The 20,148-nt window shown below is 64.8% G+C and carries 27 protein-coding genes, 2 tRNA genes and 1 other RNA gene; 18 read left to right on the forward strand and 12 right to left on the reverse strand.

Annotated features, from left to right (window positions below; all coding sequences use genetic code 11):
• Position 1 precedes the first annotated feature (1 nt).
• Positions 2–892: a 2-dehydro-3-deoxygalactonokinase gene (locus B3T77_RS13365; RefSeq protein ID WP_292080199.1), complete on the forward strand. Its 891-nt coding sequence runs from the start codon at positions 2–4 to the stop codon at positions 890–892.
• A complete protein-coding gene (locus B3T77_RS13370) occupies positions 889–1,509 on the forward strand; it encodes a 2-dehydro-3-deoxy-6-phosphogalactonate aldolase (protein ID WP_292080200.1) in 621 nt (206 codons plus the stop codon). Before B3T77_RS13365 ends, B3T77_RS13370 begins: the two co-directional genes overlap by 4 nt.
• Positions 1,510–1,856: 347 nt before the next feature.
• On the opposite strand, the gene B3T77_RS13375 is transcribed toward B3T77_RS13370, so the two are convergent.
• From B3T77_RS13375 to B3T77_RS13385, 3 genes are all read right to left on the reverse strand, one after another.
• The gene (locus B3T77_RS13375) at positions 1,857–2,219 is read right to left on the reverse strand and encodes a hypothetical protein (protein ID WP_231868773.1); all 363 of its coding nucleotides are present in this window, start codon (positions 2,217–2,219) and stop codon (positions 1,857–1,859) included.
• A gap of 68 nt (positions 2,220–2,287) precedes the next feature.
• Positions 2,288–2,803, reverse strand: coding sequence for a Dps family protein (locus B3T77_RS13380; protein ID WP_235559212.1), 516 nt, complete (start codon positions 2,801–2,803; stop codon positions 2,288–2,290).
• A 125-nt stretch (positions 2,804–2,928) separates the two neighbouring features.
• Positions 2,929–3,002 (reverse strand) — tRNA-Gln (locus B3T77_RS13385).
• A 201-nt stretch (positions 3,003–3,203) separates the two neighbouring features.
• On the opposite strand from B3T77_RS13385, the gene B3T77_RS13390 reads away from it, so the two are divergent.
• Positions 3,204–3,280: transfer RNA gene (locus B3T77_RS13390), tRNA-Pro, on the forward strand.
• Positions 3,281–3,340: 60 nt separating this feature from the next.
• Here the strand turns inward: B3T77_RS13390 and ilvC are convergent.
• Positions 3,341–4,351: a ketol-acid reductoisomerase gene (gene ilvC / locus B3T77_RS13395; RefSeq protein WP_409514536.1), complete on the reverse strand. Its 1,011-nt coding sequence runs from the start codon at positions 4,349–4,351 to the stop codon at positions 3,341–3,343.
• Positions 4,352–4,373: 22 nt separating this feature from the next.
• Here ilvC and B3T77_RS13400 point away from each other — a divergent pair, with 22 nt between their 5' ends.
• The 4 genes from B3T77_RS13400 (at position 4,374) to B3T77_RS13415 (ending at position 7,025) form a co-directional block, all read left to right on the forward strand.
• Positions 4,374–4,916 (forward strand): DUF924 family protein, encoded by a 543-nt coding sequence (locus B3T77_RS13400; protein WP_292080204.1) that lies wholly within the window; start codon positions 4,374–4,376, stop codon positions 4,914–4,916.
• A gap of 75 nt (positions 4,917–4,991) precedes the next feature.
• Positions 4,992–5,849 carry a thymidylate synthase gene (locus B3T77_RS13405; protein ID WP_292080205.1) on the forward strand — a complete coding sequence of 286 codons (858 nt, stop codon included), beginning with the start codon at positions 4,992–4,994 and terminating at the stop codon, positions 5,847–5,849.
• An 11-nt stretch (positions 5,850–5,860) separates the two neighbouring features.
• The gene (locus B3T77_RS13410; protein WP_292080206.1) at positions 5,861–6,586 is read left to right on the forward strand and encodes an alpha/beta hydrolase family protein; all 726 of its coding nucleotides are present in this window, start codon (positions 5,861–5,863) and stop codon (positions 6,584–6,586) included.
• A 133-nt stretch (positions 6,587–6,719) separates the two neighbouring features.
• A complete protein-coding gene (locus B3T77_RS13415; protein WP_292080207.1) occupies positions 6,720–7,025 on the forward strand; it encodes a phosphoribosyl-ATP pyrophosphohydrolase in 306 nt (101 codons plus the stop codon).
• Here B3T77_RS13415 and B3T77_RS13420 read toward each other — a convergent pair.
• Entirely contained in the window at positions 7,022–7,609 is a 588-nt protein-coding gene (locus B3T77_RS13420; RefSeq protein ID WP_292080208.1) for a hypothetical protein, read from the reverse strand. The two genes, B3T77_RS13415 and B3T77_RS13420, sit on opposite strands and share 4 nt — an antisense overlap.
• 57 nt (positions 7,610–7,666) lie before the next feature.
• Between B3T77_RS13420 and B3T77_RS13425 the strand changes: the two genes are divergently transcribed.
• Together B3T77_RS13425 and B3T77_RS13430 are read left to right on the forward strand one after the other, a co-directional pair.
• Positions 7,667–8,194, forward strand: a complete 528-nt coding sequence (locus B3T77_RS13425) for a dihydrofolate reductase (protein WP_292080209.1) — start codon at positions 7,667–7,669, stop codon at positions 8,192–8,194.
• Between the two features lie 9 nt (positions 8,195–8,203).
• On the forward strand, positions 8,204–8,524 hold the full coding sequence (locus tag B3T77_RS13430) for a YbjQ family protein (protein ID WP_292080210.1): 321 nt from the start codon (positions 8,204–8,206) through the stop codon (positions 8,522–8,524).
• 19 nt (positions 8,525–8,543) lie between these two features.
• Here the strand turns inward: B3T77_RS13430 and B3T77_RS13435 are convergent, their stop codons facing one another.
• Both B3T77_RS13435 and B3T77_RS13440 read right to left on the reverse strand, forming a co-directional pair.
• Positions 8,544–9,641: an NADH:flavin oxidoreductase gene (locus tag B3T77_RS13435; RefSeq protein WP_292080211.1), complete on the reverse strand. Its 1,098-nt coding sequence runs from the start codon at positions 9,639–9,641 to the stop codon at positions 8,544–8,546.
• Between the two features lie 76 nt (positions 9,642–9,717).
• Positions 9,718–10,785, reverse strand: coding sequence for an Mrp/NBP35 family ATP-binding protein (locus tag B3T77_RS13440; RefSeq protein ID WP_292080212.1), 1,068 nt, complete (start codon positions 10,783–10,785; stop codon positions 9,718–9,720).
• Positions 10,786–10,859: 74 nt separating this feature from the next.
• On the opposite strand from B3T77_RS13440, the gene miaA reads away from it, so the two are divergent.
• The 3 genes from miaA to B3T77_RS13455 all read left to right on the forward strand — a co-directional run bounded on the left by miaA (position 10,860) and on the right by B3T77_RS13455 (position 12,697).
• Entirely contained in the window at positions 10,860–11,732 is an 873-nt protein-coding gene (gene miaA, locus B3T77_RS13445; protein ID WP_292080213.1) for a tRNA (adenosine(37)-N6)-dimethylallyltransferase MiaA, read from the forward strand.
• Between the two features lie 10 nt (positions 11,733–11,742).
• Positions 11,743–12,110: a transfer-messenger RNA gene (gene ssrA / locus B3T77_RS13450) on the forward strand.
• Between the two features lie 113 nt (positions 12,111–12,223).
• A complete protein-coding gene (locus tag B3T77_RS13455) occupies positions 12,224–12,697 on the forward strand; it encodes an SspB family protein (RefSeq protein ID WP_292080214.1) in 474 nt (157 codons plus the stop codon).
• Between the two features lie 7 nt (positions 12,698–12,704).
• On the opposite strand, the gene B3T77_RS13460 is transcribed toward B3T77_RS13455, so the two are convergent.
• Together B3T77_RS13460 and B3T77_RS13465 are read right to left on the reverse strand one after the other, a co-directional pair.
• Positions 12,705–13,064: a RusA family crossover junction endodeoxyribonuclease gene (locus tag B3T77_RS13460; RefSeq protein WP_292080215.1), complete on the reverse strand. Its 360-nt coding sequence runs from the start codon at positions 13,062–13,064 to the stop codon at positions 12,705–12,707.
• Positions 13,061–13,714 (reverse strand): peptidylprolyl isomerase, encoded by a 654-nt coding sequence (locus B3T77_RS13465; RefSeq protein WP_292080216.1) that lies wholly within the window; start codon positions 13,712–13,714, stop codon positions 13,061–13,063. Before B3T77_RS13465 ends, B3T77_RS13460 begins: the two co-directional genes overlap by 4 nt.
• 61 nt (positions 13,715–13,775) lie before the next feature.
• Between B3T77_RS13465 and fumC the strand changes: the two genes are divergently transcribed.
• Positions 13,776–15,167 (forward strand): class II fumarate hydratase, encoded by a 1,392-nt coding sequence (gene fumC, locus B3T77_RS13470; protein ID WP_199061868.1) that lies wholly within the window; start codon positions 13,776–13,778, stop codon positions 15,165–15,167.
• 63 nt (positions 15,168–15,230) lie between these two features.
• On the opposite strand, the gene B3T77_RS13475 is transcribed toward fumC, so the two are convergent.
• Entirely contained in the window at positions 15,231–15,617 is a 387-nt protein-coding gene (locus B3T77_RS13475; RefSeq protein ID WP_165116889.1) for a YccF domain-containing protein, read from the reverse strand.
• A gap of 96 nt (positions 15,618–15,713) precedes the next feature.
• Positions 15,714–15,953 (reverse strand): DUF2171 domain-containing protein, encoded by a 240-nt coding sequence (locus tag B3T77_RS13480; protein ID WP_039243689.1) that lies wholly within the window; start codon positions 15,951–15,953, stop codon positions 15,714–15,716.
• 305 nt (positions 15,954–16,258) lie between these two features.
• Here B3T77_RS13480 and B3T77_RS13485 point away from each other — a divergent pair, with 305 nt between their 5' ends.
• Positions 16,259–17,362, forward strand: a complete 1,104-nt coding sequence (locus B3T77_RS13485; protein WP_292080217.1) for a patatin-like phospholipase family protein — start codon at positions 16,259–16,261, stop codon at positions 17,360–17,362.
• 2 nt (positions 17,363–17,364) lie between these two features.
• Positions 17,365–17,553, forward strand: a complete 189-nt coding sequence (locus B3T77_RS13490; protein WP_292080218.1) for a DUF4169 family protein — start codon at positions 17,365–17,367, stop codon at positions 17,551–17,553.
• A gap of 4 nt (positions 17,554–17,557) precedes the next feature.
• Here B3T77_RS13490 and B3T77_RS13495 read toward each other — a convergent pair whose 3' ends face one another.
• Positions 17,558–18,442: a DMT family transporter gene (locus B3T77_RS13495; RefSeq protein ID WP_292080219.1), complete on the reverse strand. Its 885-nt coding sequence runs from the start codon at positions 18,440–18,442 to the stop codon at positions 17,558–17,560.
• 106 nt (positions 18,443–18,548) lie between these two features.
• On the opposite strand from B3T77_RS13495, the gene B3T77_RS13500 reads away from it, so the two are divergent.
• From B3T77_RS13500 to B3T77_RS13510, 3 genes are read left to right on the forward strand one after another with little or no spacing between them, the layout of a single operon-like run.
• Positions 18,549–18,956, forward strand: coding sequence for a YbaY family lipoprotein (locus tag B3T77_RS13500; protein ID WP_066551429.1), 408 nt, complete (start codon positions 18,549–18,551; stop codon positions 18,954–18,956).
• Positions 18,953–19,177: a ribbon-helix-helix domain-containing protein gene (locus tag B3T77_RS13505; RefSeq protein ID WP_271041106.1), complete on the forward strand. Its 225-nt coding sequence runs from the start codon at positions 18,953–18,955 to the stop codon at positions 19,175–19,177. Before B3T77_RS13500 ends, B3T77_RS13505 begins: the two co-directional genes overlap by 4 nt.
• A gap of 24 nt (positions 19,178–19,201) precedes the next feature.
• Positions 19,202–19,921 (forward strand): SIMPL domain-containing protein, encoded by a 720-nt coding sequence (locus B3T77_RS13510; protein WP_271041105.1) that lies wholly within the window; start codon positions 19,202–19,204, stop codon positions 19,919–19,921.
• Positions 19,922–20,148 lie beyond the last annotated feature (227 nt).

Genomic DNA, 20,148 nt, shown 5'->3' on the forward strand with positions numbered 1-20,148 from the left:
GGTGAGTTCAGCGAACGGACTGATCGGGGTCGATTGGGGCACCAGCAATCTGCGCGTCATGCGGATCGCCGACGGCGGCGTGGTGCTGGACAGCCGCTCCGACCCGCGCGGCGCCGGCGGCCTTGCGCCGAACCAGTTCCACGACGTGCTGGACGCGGTCGCGGGCGACTGGCTGAACGACGGCTTGCCGGTGCTGGTCAGCGGCATGGCCGGTGCGCGGGGGCGGTGGCGCGAGATGGCCTATCTGCCCTGCCCCGCCGGTGTCGCGGACCTGGCCAGCGCCGTCGCCAGCCCTGACGATGCGCCCCACGTCTCCATCGTGCCCGGCGTAGCCGTGTTCGAGGACAGCCGTCTTGAGGACGTGATCCGCGGCGAGGAAACCCAGGTCTTCGGCCTGGACGCGCCCGATGACGCCGTCATCGTCGGTCCCGGCACCCACAGCAAATGGATCCGCACCGCTGGCGTACGGATCACCGATTTCCGGACCTTCATGACCGGCGAACTGTTCGCCGCCATCCGCAGGGGCACCATCCTGGGCGCCGAGATGGGCGAGCCGGGCGTGGACGACGACGCCTTCGCCACGGGGGTCGAGCGATCCCTGCGCGATCCCGCTGTCACCGCCGCCCTGTTCTCTGTGCGGGTCGAGGGCTTGGCCGGACGCCTTTCAGCGGCGTCCTCGGCCGACTATCTGTCGGGTCTGCTGATCGGGGCCGAGGTCGCGGCCGAGGCCGACGCCAACCATCGCCCCGTCATCCTGATCGGCGCCGAGGCCCTGAGCCGCCGCTATGCCGCCGCCCTGGCGCAGGGTGGGTTCCAAGACGTCCGCATCGCGGACGGCGCCGCCGCCACGGCCAAGGGTCTGTGGCGCATTCACGAGGCCGCACACCGATGATTCCCGTCGCCATCGAAAGCCTGGACGCCCTGCCGCTGATCGCCATCCTGCGCGGCCTGAAACCGGACGAGGCGGTCGAGGTCGGCGAGGCCATCGTCGCCGCCGGTTTCCGCTGCCTGGAAGTGCCGCTGAATTCGCCCGAGCCGCTGGAGAGCATCCGCCGTCTGCGTCAGGCGCTGGACGGCCGCGCCCTGGTCGGCGCCGGCACGGTGCTGAACGTCGCAGCGGCGCGAGAGGTCGCACAGGCCGGCGGCCAGTTGATCATCTCGCCCAACACCAACGTCGAAGTGATCGCCGAGACCAAGACCCTGGGCCTGCTGTCCCTGCCCGGCTTCTTTACGCCGTCCGAAGCCTTCGCCGCCCTGGACGCCGGGGCCGACGCCTTGAAACTGTTTCCCGCCGAGATCGCCGGTCCCAAGGGTCTGAAAGCCGTCCGCGCCGTCCTGCCCGCCGAAACCCGCATCTACCCCGTCGGCGGCGTCGACCCCGACAGCATGTCCGCCTGGCGCTCCGCCGGCGCATCCGGCTTCGGCATCGGCTCGGCCGTTTTCAAGCCAGGGCAGTCAGCCGAACAGGTCGCCCGTCAGGCGGAAGCCTTCGTCGCGCATTGGTCCTGATTGGAAACCGCCCAAGCGGCCTTCTGCGACCCTTAGGGTCAGGGTCTTTTCAGAGTTCGGATTCGTCAAGAACGCGAACGAGCATGACGCGCCGCCGTCGCGGCGATGGCCAAGTTGGCGGCCCGCAGGCCCGGGTTGGATAGTACGTTTTTGGCGAAGCGCGGGAAATAACCACCGATAGTCCAAGTGATGTGAACGTCGCCCAAGCGCAAAGCGGAAGCATCACGTCCACAGCGCGCTACGCCACGACTCAGAGGCCGACGCCCCTGCCACGCCAAGCCTCAGTATCCTGATAACCATCTAACAAGGTCGAGCACAACATTACGCGGGAGGCGGGATGAAAGACCTCAGCGACGTCCCGCGACCAGTTCGTTGCGGATGGAGCGCCCCAAGGGATCGCGGGCGCGCCAGGTGTCGCCGACATCGGCCTCGACCATCCGGCTGCAAAAGCGCGGCAGGATCTGACGCGGGCTGAAGCCGGACAAACAAATCTTGTCACCCTCGGCCGACCAGCGGGCCGCCACACGTCGCCCGTCCGAAAACTGCGAGGTGTAGCGTCCATCCGGATCGAAATAGTGCCTGACCCACTGTCCGTTCGGATAGTGAGACACGATCGTATTGCCGAACGCCTTGGACATATCGGCTGAGGCGGGCGAGGCCGCCAGCACACCCACAATCGCCAAGCCGCAGATCACCGCACCCTGCTTCACACGCCCCTCCTGCGCCGTCCATAATCGACTATCGACGATACATAAGACGGCGCAAGCGCTGCGGTTCCTCAGCCGTTACCGCGACGACCCGATTCGAACAGGAACCAGACGCGCTTCTCGCTCTCGTCGATCCAGTTCTCCAGCAAACTGGCGGTCGCGACGTCGTTATGCTCGTCGCACAAGTCATGCACCTCGCGCATCCGGCCGATCAGTTCACCGTTGTCGTCGCGAAGCTCGGCCAGCATATCCAGCGGGTCGACATAGTCGGCGTCATTGTCGCCGATGCGTGATTCCTTGGCGATCTGACCGATAGAGCGCAGCGTGGTCCCGCCGATCTTGCGCGCCCGTTCGGCCATCGGATCGGTCATGGCCAGGATTTCCGCCGACTGCTCGTCCAGCATCAAATGATAGTCCCGGAAATGCGGGCCCGAGACGTGCCAGTGGAAGTTCTTGGTCTTGATGTAGAGGGCGAACGTATCGGCCAGCAGCCCGGTCAGAGCGGCGGAAATGCTCTGGGTCGCCTCCTCCGACAGGCTCGTCGGCGTCTTCAGGGGCGCCAGGCGCTTTTCTTTGGCGGTGACCATCATCGTTCTCCTCAGCAGTAGTCTGCGGTCAAGCTAGGTAGCCGGGCATCCGAACGGAAGCCCTGGCGCAGATGATAATGCTGAAGCTGTAAAGTAGTTCGGCGGCGCCGACCTTTGTCGGCGGATGGCTGGGGAACTAGGACTCGAACCTAGAATGACGGTACCAAAAACCGTAGTGTTACCATTACACCATTCCCCAGCAGGACCGGCGTTTCCGAAGCACTCTGTGCGGCGGAGGCGGTCAGATACGCCAAGCCGTTTTGGGATGCAACACCCTCTTTCAGGACTATTTTCGCTTACCGTGAAGATGGGTCGAAATGGGCGCTTGCGGCCCATCGAACCCATGGTTATAAGCCGCGTCCTCACTTCGGGGCGACGCCGCCAGGCCAGCCCCCACGGTCGGAGTGTGGCTCAGCCTGGTAGAGCACTGCGTTCGGGACGCAGGGGTCGGAGGTTCGAATCCTCTCACTCCGACCATCTTCTCCTCAGAAAAATCGACGATGCGACAGCGGGCCTTCGCCCGTTTCCATGTCTGCGTCAGTCGTCGTTCGCCGCGCTCTCCATCGCTTGGCGCGCCATCGCATTTAGATGCGCTCCAACCGACTCGATGGTCTTCACGCCCAACGCCTTTCGGCGCGCGGTCAGGTCGGGCGAGCCCGCGTCGTAGTCGGCCATCAGCCGCCGCACGAACGCCCCGCTCTGAACCTCGGCCAGCACCTCATCCATCGCTTGGCGCGATTCGTCTCCGATAACCCTCGGCCCGGTCAGATAGGCGCCGTATTCCGCCGTGTTCGAAATCTTGGCGAAGGCGCCCGCGATGCCGCGTTCGTACATTAGGTCGGTCACCAGCTTGGTTTCATAGAAACATTCGAACCAGGCCACTTCGGGCGGATAGCCGGCGTTGACCAGCTTCAAGAAGGCCGCGTCGATCAGTTCGGCGATGCCGCCGCACAGAACCACCTGTTCGCCGAACAGGTCGCTCTCGCACTCGTCGCGCATCGTCGTTTCCAGAATGCCCTTGCGCCCGCAGCCCAGCGCCGCCGCATAGGACAGGCCCAGCGCATGCGCGTCGCCCGTCGCGTCCTGCTGCACGCCAAACAGGCAGAAGACCCCCTCCCCGGCTTCGTACAGATCTCGGATGCGCGGCCCGATCCCCTTGGGCGAGGCCAGGATGACGTCCAGATCGGCGCGCGGTTCGACCAGGCCGAATCTCACTGACAGGCCGTGGGCGAAGACCAAGGCCGCGCCCGGCCGCACGTTCGGCTCCAGTTCGTCGCGCCACAGATCGCGGTGCGCCTCGTCTGACGTCATGACGGCGACCACGTCGGCGCCCGACGCGGCGTGGCCGGCCGTCATCACCTCGAACCCGTCGGCGCGCGCCAGGTCTCGCGTCTTGGAGTCAGCCTTCAGACCCACCACGATGTCGGTCACGCCCGAATCGCGCAGGTTCAGCGCATGGGTCCGGCCCTGGCTGCCGTAACCGATCATGGCCACGCGCTTGCCGCGGATGATCGAAAGGTCGCAGTCGCGGTCATGGAAGACGGGCAGCGGATTGGGTAGGGTCTGGGTCATGACCGCCTTCATAACCCCATCCGACGTCGTCGCCTTCTGGAAAGAGGCTGGGCCCGAAAAGTGGTTCGCCAAGAACGAGGCGTTCGACGCCGACTTCCGCGATCGAGGCCGCGCCCTGCATTGGGCCGCCGCGCGCCGCGAACGGGACGACTGGATGGACACGGCCGAGGGCGCCTTGGCGCTGTTGATCCTGCTGGACCAGTATCCCCGAAACAGTTTTCGCGGCACGGCGCATCAGTTCGCCACCGACCCGCTGGCCCTGATGTTCGCAAACCAGGCCGTGGCGCGCGATCTGCATCTGGCGGTCGAACCGGCTTTGAAGAACTTCCTGCTTCTGCCGTTCGAACATTCCGAACGGATCGAGGATCAGGACCGCTACATGGCCTTGGTCGCCGGCGATGACGAGTTGGAGAAATGGGGCAAGCTGCACCGCGTCATCATCGTCCGCTTCGGCCGCTTTCCGCACCGCAACGCCACACTAGGCCGCCACACAATGTCTGAAGAACAGGCCTTCCTCGACGAAGGCGGCTTCGGCGGCTGATTCGATCCACAACGATCCGATGGCGACCACCGACGGCTCATTGGCGAACGACTGATTCGGGTGGAAGCTAACGTCATGAACGCCCAGGTCGCCATCGCTGAACTTCAGGCTCGCATCGCCGCGGCGCCGGCCGATCATCCCGAGCGGCAGTATCTGAACCTGCTGCGCGACATCCTCGACAATGGCGTCCGTCGCGACGACCGCACCGGCACCGGCACCTTGGGCGTCTTCGGCCGCCAGATGCGATTCGACCTGTCCAAGGGCTTTCCGGTCCTGACGACCAAGAAGCTGCATCTGCGGTCGATCATTGTGGAACTGCTGTGGTTCCTGCGTGGCGAGACCAATATCGCCTATCTGAAGGACAATGGCGTCCGCATCTGGGACGAATGGGCCGACGCCGAGGGCGAGTTGGGCCCGGTTTACGGCAAGCAATGGCGGTCGTGGACTGCGCCGGACGGCCGCGTCATCGACCAGATCGAAAAACTGGCCCACGGGCTGAAGACCAATCCCAACAGCCGCCGCCACATCGTCACCGCCTGGAATCCGGCCGACGTCGACGACATGGCGCTGCCGCCCTGCCACTGCCTGTTTCAGTTCTTCGTCGCCGACGGAAAGCTCAGCTGCCAGCTGTATCAGCGTAGCGCCGACGTCTTCCTGGGCGTGCCGTTCAACATCGCCTCCTACGCCCTGCTGACGATGATGCTGGCTCAGGTCGTGGGGCTGGAGCCGGGCGACTTCGTCCACACCTTTGGCGACGCCCACCTGTATCTGAACCACCTCGAACAGGCTGAGCTTCAGCTAACTCGCGAGCCCCTGCCTCTGCCTGTCATGCAGATCGCGCCCAAGACCGACCTGTTCGCCTTCGACCTCTCGGACTTCAACCTCGAAGGCTACGAAGCCTGGCCGCACATCAAGGCCGCCGTCGCCGTTTAAGGTCATTCACGATGATCCGCGCTTTCTCTCTTGGCTTCATTCTGCTCGCGACGCCGGCAACGTCGGCGATCGCCCAGCCGATCTCATCCGCCGTTGAAGCCGCAGAGATCACACCGGTACAAATCAGGGTGCCGGCACCGGACGGTCGGGCCATACCGATCAGCATCTGGACCGCTCCGATCGAACGCGGCGTGGTGGTGTTCAGTCACGGCTATAACGGCTCGCCGACGGCCTATGCTCGCATTCTGTCAGCCTGGGCGGCGTATGGTTTCACGGTAATCGCACCGCTGCACGTCGATTCCCTGCGCCATCCCGAACATGAGAAATATGACAATCGCGCCGCCTTCTCGACCAGGCTGATCGACCTGGGCGTCGCACGCGGCATCGCCGCCCATGCGCATTCGGACAAACCGCTGATCGTGGCGGGGCATTCGTTTGGCTCTCTGATGTCCGTGATCGAGGGCGGCGCCGTTACGGCTGCCGGGCCAGCAGGCGACCCGGCGGTAAAAGGCGTGATCGCCTTTTCTTCGGCCGGCTCCATCCCCGGCCTTGTCACCTCAGACAGCTACCGCACGCTTGACCGTCCGCTGTTGGTGATCACTGGCGATCAGGATCTGTTGCCCGGCTTCGTCAGCGATTGGCGCGATCATCGCGCGCCGTTCGACAACAGTCCGGCAGGCGACAAAACCCTCATGATCTTCGCGGGCGCAGACCACCAGCTGCCGGGGACTGCGTAGGGCGAGCAGTTTGATCAGATCACCCGGGCGACGGAGGATTTCCTCGACGCCTATGCGCTGAACGACGCCGACGCCCGGTCGCGCCTTCAGGCCTTTGCGGCGGATGGCGTCAGCGTCGAGCGTCGTTGAACGGATGGATTTGCGCGATCTGTCCGCGTCGGTGCTTCGCATCTCCGACATTTACGCCGCCGAGCACGATATCGACCGCGACCGCGACTGGGCCTTGCTCAAGCTTCAGGAAGAGCTTGGCGAACTGACCGCCGAGCATCTGCGTCTGACCGGCCGCGCACGAGGCGCGCCCGACAATCAGGCGCTGGGCGACGAGGCCGCGGATGTGCTGGGGATGCTGCTGATCTACTGCGCGCAGGCGGGCGTCGATCTTGATCAGGCGATGCAGCGCAAATGGCTGAAGTGGCTGGAGCCTCAGACCGAAGCTTAAGTCTCTGGCGCAATCATGATCATCGGCGTCAATCGCGCGACCAGGGCGTCGTCCGCTTCGATGCGCTCGACCACGATCCGGTTCTTCATCATGCCCATCTGCATCGTGGCGCGAAACGCGATCACGTCGCCGGGCGCAGCGATGAATCCCTGAACCGTCGGCTTGTTCTGTTTGCCCGCCAGGCCGCCGAACGCCATGGACAGCTGGTGGCCGCCCGGCGAGACCGAAATGGCGGTGAAGCGCGGGCTCTTCAGTTGGGCCACGAACTTGTCGTCCACCGACAGGTCCATGCCAGCGGCCTTGCCCACGAAACCTTCGCGATAGACGATCAGCAAAGCCTGATCGTGAAACTGAGGGCGAAACGCCAGTGCGGCCTGTTTCTGCTCTGCCGTCGCCGCCTTGCCCAGCTTTGTGCCCGCCAGATTGGCCATGATGTAGGCGGTGAACACGCCCAAGAAGGCGCCGACCATGATCGGCAGATAGCCGGCGTCGGCTCCGGCGGATGAGAACAAGAACGCCAGCCCACCGCTGATGAAGAACGCGACCAGGAAACCGACCACGATGGCGGGGAGATACTTGCTCACAACGGGGCTCGCGTTCATTGGATGGGCCACCTCAACGCATCGATACGGTCAAGGTTCTTGCCCCAGCCCCTCATTTCCCTGATCGTCGCGCGTGGACGCAACGGCGTCATCGGCCGCGACGGCGACCTGCCCTGGCGGCTGCGCAGCGATCTACAGCACTTTAAGGCCATCACCGTGGGCAAGCCCTGCCTGATGGGCCGCAAGACCTGGGAGAGCCTGCCGCTAAAGCCTCTGCCGGGTCGGCTGAACATCGTGCTGACGCGTGACGAATCCTACGAAAGCGACGGCATGTCGAAGGGTGCGCTGGTCTGCGCCACCCTGGACGAAGCCATCGAGATCGGGCGCGAGACCGCCGAGGACGATGGCGTCGATGAGATCTGCATCATCGGCGGCACCGCCCTGTTCGAGGCGTCCCTGCCCCGCGCCAGGCGCCTCTACATCACCGAGGTCGAGGCTTCGCCCGAAGGCGGCGCCGTCTTTCCTGCATTCGACGAAACCGCGTGGGTCGAGGTATCGTCAGAATCGCATCAGGCAGGCGAGAAGGACGATCACGCCTTCATCTTCCGGGTGTTGGAACGCCGCTAGGAGAAACAGATGTACGTCACCACGACCAACGACCTGCCCGGCTTTCGCGTCACTCGCCACATCGGCTTGCTGCGCGGTGTCACGGTGCGCTCGCGCAACGCCATCTCCGACGCCATCGGCGGGGTCCAGTCCATGCTGGGCGGCCGCGTCGGCGCCTATGTGAAGCTGGCTGAGGCCGGGCGTCAGGAAGCCTATGACGAACTGGTCAAACACGCCCAGGCCCACGGCGCCAACGCCATCCTGGCCGTCCGCTATGACGCGACGGAGATCATGCCGGGCGTGACCGAGGTCCTATGCTACGGCACGGGCGTGATCGTCGAGCCGGCATAGCCGGCTCGACGATTCCCGATCAGGACAGGGTCATCAGGTCGGAACGCTCGAAGTTGCGCAGCTCGTCTTCACGACCGTCGCGGATCTTGGCGACCCACTGAGGATCGGCCAGCAGTGCGCGGCCGACGGCGACTAGGTCGAACTCCTCGTTCTCCAGACGGCGCAGGAGACCGTCCAGCGAGGCGGGCTTTGAACCTTCGCCGCCGAAGGCCGCGATGAACTCGCCGTCCAGGCCCACGGACCCGACGGTGATCGTCGGCTTGCCCATCAGCTTCTTGGTCCAGCCGGCAAAGTTCAGGTCCGAACCTTCGAACTCCGGCTCCCAGAAGCGCCGCTGCGAGCAGTGGAAGACATCGACGCCGGCGTCCGACAGCGGGGTCAGCCACTCGACCATCTGTTCCGGCGTCTCGGCTATGCGGGCCGTATAATCCTGCAGCTTCCATTGCGACAGGCGCAGGATGACGGGAATGTCGTCGCCGACGCCTTCACGCACCGCCTTCACGACCTCGGCGCCGAAGCGGGCGCGGTCGGCGATGGTCGGTCCGCCCCAGCGGTCCTCGCGCGCATTCAGTCCGCCCCAGAAGAACTGATCGATCAGATAGCCGTGGGCGCCGTGGATTTCGACGGCGTTGAAGCCGAGGTCGCGAGCCGCGCGGGCCGACCGGCCGAAAGCGGCGATCGTGTCTGCGACATCCTCCTCCGTCATCGGCTCCAGCTTGGTCTTGCCCGGCATGGTCATGCCCGACGGGCTGTCCACCTTGCCCAGAGGCGCCCAGTCATCGCCGCGTCCGCGGGCCGAGCCCACGTGCCAGATCTGCGGCGCGATCAGACCGCCGACGGCATGAACCTCTTCCACCACCGACTTCCATTCCGGCAGCGCTTCGCCGTGGAAGACCGGCACATTGGCGTCGTTGCGCGCCGCCGGACGCTCGACGACCGTGCCCTCGGTCACGATCAGGCCCACCCCGCCCTCGGCGCGACGGCGATAATAGGCGGCGACGTCGGAGGTCGGGATGCCATTCGGCGAGAAGGACCGCGTCATGGGCGCCATGACGATGCGGTTGGGCAGGGTCAGCCCCTTGATCGTGAAGGGGCTGAACAGGGCGTCGAGGCTCATTGGATCTCCTTGGGTATCTGTAGCACCCAAGGTGGCGAACAGGGTTGCGTTTGAAAACCCCCTGCCCCCGCTTTTTCTAAAGCCCGAGCGTCGCCGACACGCGCGCGGCGATTTCGACGAAGCGGCCGGCGATATCGCCCTGCGGATCGGTTGCGACAGGCGGTCGTCCGGCATCGCCGCCCTCTCGCAAGGCGGCGTCCAGCGGCAACGCGCCCAAAAACGGGATGGACAGGCGCTCGGCCTCCGCCTTCCCCCCGCCTTCACCAAAGACTGGCCCGCTCATGTTCTCGATCAGGCCAAACGTCGGGACATTGACGCGCTGGAACAGGGTGTGGGCGCGCCGGGCATCGGCCAGCGCGACTTCTTGCGGAGTCGACACGATCACCGCTCCATCCAGCGGCGTCTTCTGGATCAGGGTCAGCTGGACGTCGCCCGTGCCCGGCGGCAGATCGACCACCAACACGTCCAGCGGCGCATCAGACGTCCCCCAACGCGTCTGTGTCAGCATCTGCGTGATGGCCTGCGACGCCATAGGTCCGCGCCATATCATGGCGTCGTCCATCTTGGTCAAAAGGCCGACCGACATGGCCTTCAGCCCGAGGGCGACGTGCGGCACGATGGCGCCGTGTTCATAGGCGGGTTGGCCACTTATACCCAGCATGGTCGGCAACGAGGGCCCATATACGTCGGCGTCGAGAATGCCGACCGAAAGCCCACGCGCCGAAAGCGCAGCGGCCAAGTTTACGGCGACGGTGGACTTGCCTACCCCGCCCTTGCCGCTGGCGACGGCCAGGACGCGACGGACATGGGCCGGACGATCGGTCGGGACGGGCGCCTTGGCGCGGCCCTGATCGACCGCCGCCTTTGACAGGCTCGCCGTGCGCGACGCAGCAGCAGGCTTGGTCTCGGCGGTTAGAATGACCGAAACGCGCACCATGCCGGGAATGGCCTTCAGCGCAGCCTCCGCCGCATCACGAACCGGTGCGTAGGCGGCCGCTTGGGTGTGATCGACTTCCAGAGCAAACCCCGCGCGATCCTCAGCCACGACCAGACCCTGAACAAGACCGGCGGCGACCAGTCCCTGACCGGAAACCGGGTCGATGACGGCGTCGAGAGCGGCGATGACGGCGGAGCGTTCGACCAAGGCGGTCTCCAGAAGACTTGCAGGCGATGATGCGCGCGTTCTATCGCCCTCGAACCCGTCCCGCGAGCCACGATTTGTCCCAGCCGCCTTCAATCACCCTGATCGCCGGCCCCACCGCCTCGGGCAAGTCGGCGCTGGCGCTGAAGATGGCGCGCGAAACGGGCGCGGTGATCATCAATGCCGACAGCCAACAGCTCTACGCCGACCTGCGTATCCTGACGGCCCGCCCCTCGGTTGAGGATGAAGCTCAGGCCGACCATCGACTGTATGGTGTCGCAGACGCGGCCGACGCATGGTCCGTCGGACGCTGGAGCCGCGCGGTGATGGCGTCGCTCGACGACCTCCGCGATCAAGGCCGCCCGGCCATTCTGGTGGGGGGTACCGGCCTCTATTTCACCAGTCTGACGCGAGGGTTGGCCGATATTCCCGCGGTGCCGAGCGCTGTGCGCGATCAGATGGAAGCCGACTATGCCGCGCTGGGCGAGCCGGGTTTCCGCCACCGCCTGGGCCAGATCGATCCCGAGGCGGCGCGGACTATCGAACAAGGGGATCGCCAGCGCCTGGTGCGGGCCATGAGCGTCTTCATCGCCAGCGGCCGCACATTGAGCGCCTGGAAGGCCGACACTCAACCCTTGTTGGCGCCGGGTTCATGGACCGGATGGGTCAGGGAGCCCGAGCGTCAGCAACTCTATGCAAACTGCGACCAGCGCGTGGACCTGATGATCGATCAGGGGGCCATAGCCGAAGTCCAAGCCCTAGTGGACCGCGGCTTAAGCCCCGCCCTGCCTGCCATGAAGGCGGTCGGGGTCAGAGAACTGGCCGCCTACCTGTCCGGCGCTCTGGCCCGCGACGACGCGATCGCCGCCCTTAAACAAGCTACCCGCAACTACGCCAAACGTCAGTTGACGTGGTTCCGAAACCAGACGCCGGAGTGGCGCCGCGCCTGAGTGCAATCCGGCGCTTGGAATGCCTCACGGCTGCGCCTATATTCGTCTGGTCCGGTTTCGGCCGGACTATGGCGATAAATGCGCTTGTAATAAGCGGACCGGACCCGGGTGCGATTCCCGGCGGCTCCACCAACTTTCTCCCCGCGTTATCGGCGGAGGCAACATGGGGCCGACTAGCATCGACGGACGTGTAAAGAGGATTGCTTTCGCTCGTCCTGGCCCACCGTATCGGGCCATTTTCTAACTGCGAACGATAACTTCGCTGGAGAAGTCGCTCTCGCCGCGTAATGCGGTTCGGGTGATTTCGAATCTTAAGTCCTAGGGGTTCAGATCCCTGGGCGGGGCCCGTCGGGGGGCCTGGCAACAGAACCCCCGGCATTTTTCAAAAGATGATCGGGAGCCTGGTGCCAGAATCCCGGCGCTTTACCTTCATGACATCTTTCGCCTGCGGCCCCGCGCCGCTATCAGTCGCGCTCTGATGTGAGGTGACGATGAGCGACCAGGCCCCTCCGGTCGATGAGATGCGGTACGAACAACTGGCGCAGGAAGCCCTGCGCGGCGTCATGCGCGCCGCGCTGGAACGCGTGCTGGCCGAGGGCCTGCCCGGCGCCCACCACTTCTACATCACCTTCAAGACGCGCGCCGTCGGCGTCAGCGTAGCCCCTGACATTCTGGCGAAATATCCGGAAGAGATGACGGTCGTTATGCAGCACCAGTACGACGACCTGCGCGTCGAACCTGAGCGTTTCTCGGTCAAGCTGCGCTTCGGCGGCATGCCCAAGAGCCTGGTCATCCCCTATTCCGCGATCACGCGCTTCTACGATCCCAGCGTCCAATTCCTGCTGCAGTTCGAGGACCCGCAGCTTCTTGACGAGGTCGAAGACGAGCCGACCCCGCCCCAGGATATGCCGCCGATTTCGGACGGCCCCAAGGTCGTGTCGCTGGACCAGTTCCGCAAGAAATAAGCCGCAGTCAGTCCTTGCGCGGATAAGAGCGGATCACGATCCGCTCTCTTTCGCCTTCGCGTCTTTCGACCAGCAGCCGTGCGACCTGGGCGTCGTCGTGGAACAGATAGCCCTTGATGGAGTCGAGCAAGGCCTTGGCCAGGTTGTCGAGGTCCATCCACGGCGGCTCGCCGACATGCTCCATGCGGATTTCTACGACATGGTCGCCCCATGATGGTCTGGCTCCGCGCCATTCCTTGCGCATGAACTCATAGACCAGCGGCTTGTAGTATTTGGCCTGGGTCGTCAGGCCGTCGATGACGATCTCGACCGCATCGCCATCCTCTCGCGCCCTGACCTTGCCGGTCCCGGTCCAGCCAGCGGTCACGGTCGCATCGACTTCATGCAGACGGCGGGCGCAGCATTCAGCAAGCGCGCGGAGCGGATCGTTACGGGCGGCGTAAGCCGCTCCTCCGAATTCGCGGGCATCCGCTGGATTCTGCGCGCGACATCCAGCCCTTCGACCACAGCGCCGAATGCGGCGAAGCCCTGCCCGTCAGGATTCCGCCCTCCGCCAAAGTCCAGGCTCGGCGTATCTTGTGTGACGATGAAGAAGCTCGATGTGGCGCTGTCCAATCCGTCCCGGGCCATGGACACCGCGCCGGCCGTATGGCGCAGGCCAGTGTCTCGTGTCCGTTCAAGAGTGATCGGCAGTCGCGAGGCGTCGTCGCTGCCCCGTGGGGTCGCCGCCTGGATCACGTCGATGGGATAGCGGCTGGCGGTATTGGTTTCGCGGCTGACGGTTCTGAAGACCGTGCCCCCATCATAGTCACCCGTCACGACGTAACTGATGAAGTTGCATGTCGTGATCGGCGCGACGGCTGCATTCAGCGCTAGGACAATCGTGCCGGCTGTCGTGTCGAGCGCCACGCGAGGCAGCGTGGGTTCAGGCTGAACAGTCGCGCAGCCCGCCAGCGCCGACAGCGCCGCCACGGCGATCAACCCTCGTCTCATATCCGCGCTCTTCTTGCCCTGCATGGCTCTCGTGCTACACCGCCGCGCAACCCATCGCCACGCCTGAGAGACGAGATTTACGCGCATGAGCAACGTCCGGACAGAGACTGACACCTTCGGCCCGATCGAAGTCGCCGCCGACCGCTACTGGGGCGCTCAGGCGCAGCGATCGCTGGGCAACTTCAAGATCGGCTGGGAGAAGCAGCCCCTGCCGGTCGTGCGCGCCCTGGGCATCGTCAAGCGTGCGGCCGCCGAGACCAATCGTGACCTGGGCAAGCTGGAGCCGGCCCTGGCCGACGCCATCATCAAGGCCGCCAATGAGGTTATCGAAGGCAAGCTGAACGACCACTTCCCGCTGGTGGTCTGGCAGACGGGTTCGGGCACCCAGTCGAACATGAACGCCAATGAGGTGATCTCGAATCGCGCGATCGAGATTCTGGGTGGCGAGATGGGCTCCAAGAAGCCGGTCCATCCCAACGACCACGTCAATATGAGCCAGTCGTCCAACGACACCTATCCCACGGCCATGCACGTCGCCTGTGCCGAACAGGTGGTCAACGATCTGATCCCGGCCTTGAAACATCTGCACGCCGCCCTGGACGCCAAGGCCAGGGCCTGGGCCCACATCATCAAGATCGGCCGCACCCATACCCAGGACGCCACACCTCTGACGCTGGGCCAAGAGTTCGGCGGCTATGCGCAGCAAGTCGAGAACGGCATCAAGCGCATCGAACAGACGCTGCCGGCCCTGATGGAACTGGCGCAGGGCGGCACCGCCGTCGGCACCGGCCTGAACGCGCCCATCGGCTTCGCCGAGAAGGTCGCGGCACAGATCGCTGAGATCACCGGCCTGCCCTTTACCACGGCCCCCAACAAGTTCGAGGCCCTGGCCGCCCACGACGCCATGGTCTTCAGCCACGGCGCCATCAACACGGTCGCCGCCAGCCTGTTCAAAATCGCCAACGACATCCGCTTCCTGGGCTCCGGCCCGCGTTCGGGTCTGGGCGAATTGGCGCTACCGGAAAACGAGCCGGGCTCGTCGATCATGCCGGGTAAGGTCAATCCGACCCAATGCGAGGCTCTGACGCAGGTCTGCGTCCAGGTGTTCGGCAACAACGCCGCCCTGACCTTCGCCGGCTCGCAAGGCCATTTCGAGCTGAACGTCTTCAATCCCGTAATGGCCTATAACTTCCTGCAGTCGGTGCGCCTGGTCGCCGACGCAGCCATCAGCTTCACCGACAACTGCGTCGTCGGCATCGAGGCGCGCGAGGACAATATCGCGCGCGGCCTGAACAACTCGCTGATGCTGGTCACCGCCCTGAACGGCAAGCTGGGCTATGACCTGTGCGCCAAGATCGCCAAGACCGCGCACAAGAACGGCACCACCCTGCGCGAAGAAGCTGTCGGCGGCGGCTATCTGACGGACGCCGAGTTCGATGAAGCCGTGCGGCCGGAAAAGATGATCTCGCCGGGCTGATCCCATCCAAGATCGGGGCTTTCGAAACGCCGACGTCGTCTGATGTCGGCGTTTTAGTTTGGGTCAGGCCTTGTCGCGGATGGTGCGCCCGACCGGCGCCAGCGCCAGCTTGGCCAGTTCGAGATCCTTCAGCGCGAACGGAATGCCGATGATGGAGATGAACTCCGCCACGGCGATGATCAAATGTGTCAGGGCGATGTACCAGCCGGCCACGACGAACCAGACGATGTTCAACACAACGCCGACACAGCCAGCGACAGGATGCGTGTCCTGCCACACGATCTCGCGGCCGAAGGGCCAGAACGAATAACTGGCGATGCGCCACGCCGCGAACGTCCATGGCAGGCCGACGACTGTCAGCGCCAGGATCGCGCCGCCCAGCAGCCACAGCAGGCCGGAAATCCAGCCGCCGAAGATGAGCCAAAGGATATTCAGGATCAGGCGTATCAAGACAGGCTCCAATGTCGCCCAATGCGACCTACCTCAGATAAGCAAAAGGCCCCGCCTGTGCAGCGGGGCCTTTATTAAATCGGCGTCAGATCGGCCTTAGTGCGGCTTCTCGGTCCAGCGCGCCTTGGCGTCGTCTTGGGTCAGGCTCAGATGCACGTGCTTGTCATCGACCCGTTCGACCCAGCTGACCGGGATCATGTGGTGCTTGAAGCCGCCGGCGAAATCCAGCTTCGCCAGTTCGATCTGGTCGCCTAGGACGTGATCGACCCGACCCACGTGACCGCCGTCCGAGCCTACGACTTCGAGGTGTTCCTTGATGAGCGAAACGTCGACCATGTGTATCTCCAGCAGTTGGTTTGTCCCGCCGATGAGAACACCCCCGGCCTGCGACGGTTTCAAACGGCGACGCTTGTTCATCGCCTTGATGACAGGATTGGCTAGGACGCGGTAAAAGCCGGCGTTCACACGGAACCGGAACTCAAGACATGCGGCGGATTGGATCAGGCCTGTTAGGCGTCCTCATGGCCTTGGCCTTGTCGGCGTGTGGAACCCTAGATCGCCCGACTGGCCCTCTTCGGATTACCGACGGCACGCTCGTCAAGGCGGAGGATCCTCGCATCCGCGCCAGTGACAGTGCGCGTTTGCAGGCCTTCACCCAGGAAATTGGTCAGCGACTTCGGCCCGACAAACCAACCTCGATCCTGGCGCTGTCCGGCGGCGGCGCAAACGGAGCCTACGGAGCCGGGCTTCTGGTCGGCTGGACCGAACAGGGCGATCGCCCCGCGTTCGATGTCGTCACCGGCGTCAGCACGGGGGCGCTTGCCGCTCCGTTCGCCTTTCTTGGATCGGATTGGGACGACGAACTTCAGCACGCCTATACCAGCGGCGCCGCCAGCAATTTACTGAGCTGGCGTAGTTTCGCCGCCTTCCTGAACCCGAGCCTGTTCTCGTCACAGGTCCTGCGCAATCTGGTGGACGAGAACGTCACCCCTGAACTGATGCAGGCCGTCGCGCGCGAGCACGCCAAGGGCCGACGCCTGCTGGTGGCGACGACCGATCTGGACAGCGAGGAAACCGTCATCTGGGACATGGGTCTTTTGGCGACCCAGGGCGACGAGAACGCCCGCGAACTGTTCAAGGAGGTGCTGGTCGCCTCAGCCAGCATTCCCGGCGTCTTTCCTCCTGTGCTGATCGCCGGGCTTCAGGACGACGACAAGGTGGTTCTGGAAATGCACGTCGACGGCGGCGTCAACACGCCGTTCCTGGCTATTCCTGAAGACCTGATGCTCTGGACCCGCCCAAGGGACGAAGGCCGCGTCGGCGCCCTCTATGTCATCGTCAACGGTCAGGTTGGCCGCAACGACGGGGTCACGCCCGGCCGGCTGTCGGGAATTCTGGCGCGGACCTATGACAGCATGAGCAAGTCGTCGCTGCGCATCCATCTGGCCGTGACGGCGGCGTTTGCGCGGCGCAATGGGCTGGACATGGCGCTGTCGGCCATTCCAGACAATGTCGCCGCCTCCAGCCTGAAGTTCGATCAAGAGACCATGACGGCCATGTTCGAACTGGGTCGCCAGCGCGGACGCGGCGCCGATGCCTGGACCCGGCTGGGCGAGCGCCCGGCGGACCAGCCCTTTATCCCCCAGACGACAATTTCTGAGTCTCAAGTGCCAGCTGTGCTGACGCCCGAGCCCTCGGCGAAACCGTCGGCGGATACGCCCCCCGCTGATAAGCCCACGTCGTAATCATGGGCGAGATCATCAATCTAAACCGGGCGCGAAAGGCCCGCGCCAAGGCCGAAGACAAGGCGCTGGCCGCCGCCAACCGCGTGGCGCACGGACGCTCCAAGGCCGAAAAGACCCTGTCCGCTCTTGAGCGTCAACGCGCCGAGAAGCAGTTGGACGGGCAGAAGCTGGAGCCGAAATCCGACGAATGACGGCTCAGGCCTTGGGCGCGCGGATCAGCATGACCTGTCCCGCCAGCACAAGCGCCAGCCCGATCAGGGCGCTCCAGCCGAAACGCGCGCCCTCGAACAGCACAGACACCAGCATGGCGATGGGCGGCGTCAGAGCAGAGATGTAGCTGGCCAGGGCATAGCCGCGTTGGCGCGCGATGGTGAAGTACAGGCCGAAAGCGATCACCGACCCAAACAGCGACAGATAGAGCAGCGACAGGACATAGTGCGGCGTCGGCTCGATCCGCCACGTCACGCCGGTCGCCATGCCGTACAGCGCCAACATCGCTGTGCCATAGGCCATCGCCCAAGAGGTGGCGACCATGACGGGTGCGCCCGCCTGCTGTCCCTTCCAGGCGAACCAGTTGCCGAGCGCCGAAGCCAGGACAGCGGTCAGGGCGAAGATGACGCCCAACCCCGGATTGAGGCCGGCCCCCGCCGCCGTGATCTGGCCGTAGGACAAGACCCCGACGCCCATGACGCCTAGAACAGCGCCGATCCACGCCGCCGGCGCCGCCTTCTGTCCGCCCAGCAGCCGAAACAGGATCAGGTTCACAAAGGCCAGGGCGGCGAAGATCACCGCGACCACAGCCGAGGCCACCTGCCCTTCCGCGGCATAGACGAAGCCATAGCTGACCGCGAAGACGAAGGCGCCCTGGCCGATGGCGGCCAGATGCTGGCTGCGCGTCAGACGCAGCGGCCGGCGCGTCACGGCGCAGAAGGCGAACAGGACCGCCGACGCCAGACCAAACCGCCAGACGATCGAGACGATGGAATCAACCGGCCCCAACTGCAGGGTGATCGCGTACCAGGTCGTGCCCCAGATCAGGGCGCAGATGGCGATCGCAGCGATCGCAAAGGGGCGGCTCAAAGGTTGATCTCCGACGATGGACGGCCCGCATAACACGCCCTAACGCCACGCGCCCTCACGTCTTGCGCCTGAGTGTGACACACTGGGCGCCTCGAAGGAGATCGCCATGCGAAACGCCCCCCTGATCCTGCCCGCCGCTCTGGTCTTGGCTGCCTGCGCCGCCACGCCGGACATGACGACCGGAACGACGGTCGTAAACGTGACCGCCACCTATCGCGAACGGATCATGCTGCCGCCCGGCCATGTCCTGACCGTCAGGGTTGAGGATGTCAGTCTGGCCGACGCACCCGCCAAGGTTCTCGCCGAGACCAGCGAGTCGCTGACCGGCGCCCCGCCCTATCGCGTCACCCTTGGCTTTCCCACGTCTCAGATCGATCCGCGCCACACCTATGCCGCGCGCGCCGAGATCCGAGACGCGGCCGGCGCTCTGGTCTTCGTTACAGACACCCGCCACGCGATCCTGACGAACGGCGCGCCGGCCTCGGCCGAGATCGTGCTGAAGTCCGCGCGTTGAGCAGCCTCAGCAAACGTTCGGTCGCCCTCGCCGGCCATGCCACGTCGGTGGCGCTGGAGCCGGAGTTCTGGGCCGTGCTGGATCGGATCGCCGCTGCCCGCAACCTCAGCAAGGCGCAGCTTCTGGCTGAAATCGACGCCGGTCGCGGCCGACGCCCCCTCGCCTCCGCCTGTCGCCTGCTGGCGCTGGACTGGGTGGCGGATCATGGAAGACCGGCGTAGCTTCGATCCAACGGAGACCTGATCATGTCCGACAATCGTCTGCTTCCAGCCGCCGTGGTCGGCGGTCTTCTGGCTGTCGGCTTCATCGGCGCCGGCGCCCTTATCGGTCAGGGCGTCATCCACGCGCGCGCTGGCGACCGCACCGTGACGGTGCGCGGCCTGTCCGAACGCAATGTAAAAGCGGACCTTGCCGTCCTGCCGCTACGCTTCTCGGCCTCGGGCGATGTCCTTTCGGAAGTTCAAACCAAGATCGACGACGATCTGGCGCTGGTCCGCCGCTTCCTCACCGCCCAGGGCTACCCTGCCCAGGCCATCGAATTGGGCCGGTTGGAGGTGGCCGACACCCGGTCGCGAGAATACGCCGCCCAGAACGGCGGTCCACGCTTCATCCTGGCTCAGACGGTGATCGTGCGGACCAGCGATGTCGCCCGAGTTCAGGCCACGACGCGACTGCTCAACGACCTGGTGCGTCAGGACGTGGTGCTGCAGGACTTTCAGGGTCCGTCCTACATCTTCACCAAGTTGAACGACGTGCGCCCGCAAATGATCGCCGAGGGTACAGCGGCGGCGCGCACCGGCGCGGAACAGTTCGCCAAGGACAGCGGAACGCCCTTGGGCCCGATCCGTCAGGCCACCCAGGGCTCGTTCGAAATCCTGCCGCGCGATGGCGCAGCCGGCGACGAAGCCGCCTCCATCGACAAGAAGATCCGGGTCGTTACGACCATCACCTATAGTCTGAAGTAGTCTCGGGCGGTCCGGCGTCGGAGGATTGCGGTTGCCCGATGAAATTGACGTCGGCCTGCGGATCTTGACCCATCTCGACCAACACGACCCAGACGGCCAGGATCACGAACATTCCGACCATGCCCAGAAGGAAGGCCCACCACCCGGCCCTCTTGCCGCGTGGTTTGCGGTGTGACGCCGCGTCTCCTTTGTCAGTGTTCTGCTGCATCGCACCTAGGAACCGGCCG

Source organism: Brevundimonas sp. UBA7838, from assembly GCF_002500885.1.
GTDB classification, from domain to species: Bacteria; Pseudomonadota; Alphaproteobacteria; order Caulobacterales; family Caulobacteraceae; genus Brevundimonas; species Brevundimonas vesicularis_C.

What these genes read in the sequence shown, in the direction of transcription:
- B3T77_RS13370 (WP_292080200.1), top strand. Translation starts at nt 889, where the DNA reads ATGATTCCCGTCGCCATCGAAAGCCTGGACGCCCTGCCGCTGATCGCC.
- B3T77_RS13380 (WP_235559212.1), bottom strand. Translation starts at nt 2,803, where the DNA reads ATGGTCACCGCCAAAGAAAAGCGCCTGGCGCCCCTGAAGACGCCGACG.
- B3T77_RS13400 (WP_292080204.1), top strand. Translation starts at nt 4,374, where the DNA reads ATGACCGCCTTCATAACCCCATCCGACGTCGTCGCCTTCTGGAAAGAG.
- B3T77_RS13405 (WP_292080205.1), top strand. Translation starts at nt 4,992, where the DNA reads ATGAACGCCCAGGTCGCCATCGCTGAACTTCAGGCTCGCATCGCCGCG.
- B3T77_RS13410 (WP_292080206.1), top strand. Translation starts at nt 5,861, where the DNA reads ATGATCCGCGCTTTCTCTCTTGGCTTCATTCTGCTCGCGACGCCGGCA.
- B3T77_RS13415 (WP_292080207.1), top strand. Translation starts at nt 6,720, where the DNA reads ATGGATTTGCGCGATCTGTCCGCGTCGGTGCTTCGCATCTCCGACATT.
- B3T77_RS13430 (WP_292080210.1), top strand. Translation starts at nt 8,204, where the DNA reads ATGTACGTCACCACGACCAACGACCTGCCCGGCTTTCGCGTCACTCGC.
- B3T77_RS13435 (WP_292080211.1), bottom strand. Translation starts at nt 9,641, where the DNA reads ATGAGCCTCGACGCCCTGTTCAGCCCCTTCACGATCAAGGGGCTGACC.
- B3T77_RS13455 (WP_292080214.1), top strand. Translation starts at nt 12,224, where the DNA reads ATGAGCGACCAGGCCCCTCCGGTCGATGAGATGCGGTACGAACAACTG.
- B3T77_RS13465 (WP_292080216.1), bottom strand. Translation starts at nt 13,714, where the DNA reads ATGCAGGGCAAGAAGAGCGCGGATATGAGACGAGGGTTGATCGCCGTG.
- fumC (WP_199061868.1), top strand. Translation starts at nt 13,776, where the DNA reads ATGAGCAACGTCCGGACAGAGACTGACACCTTCGGCCCGATCGAAGTC.
- B3T77_RS13480 (WP_039243689.1), bottom strand. Translation starts at nt 15,953, where the DNA reads ATGGTCGACGTTTCGCTCATCAAGGAACACCTCGAAGTCGTAGGCTCG.
- B3T77_RS13490 (WP_292080218.1), top strand. Translation starts at nt 17,365, where the DNA reads ATGGGCGAGATCATCAATCTAAACCGGGCGCGAAAGGCCCGCGCCAAG.
- B3T77_RS13500 (WP_066551429.1), top strand. Translation starts at nt 18,549, where the DNA reads ATGCGAAACGCCCCCCTGATCCTGCCCGCCGCTCTGGTCTTGGCTGCC.
- B3T77_RS13510 (WP_271041105.1), top strand. Translation starts at nt 19,202, where the DNA reads ATGTCCGACAATCGTCTGCTTCCAGCCGCCGTGGTCGGCGGTCTTCTG.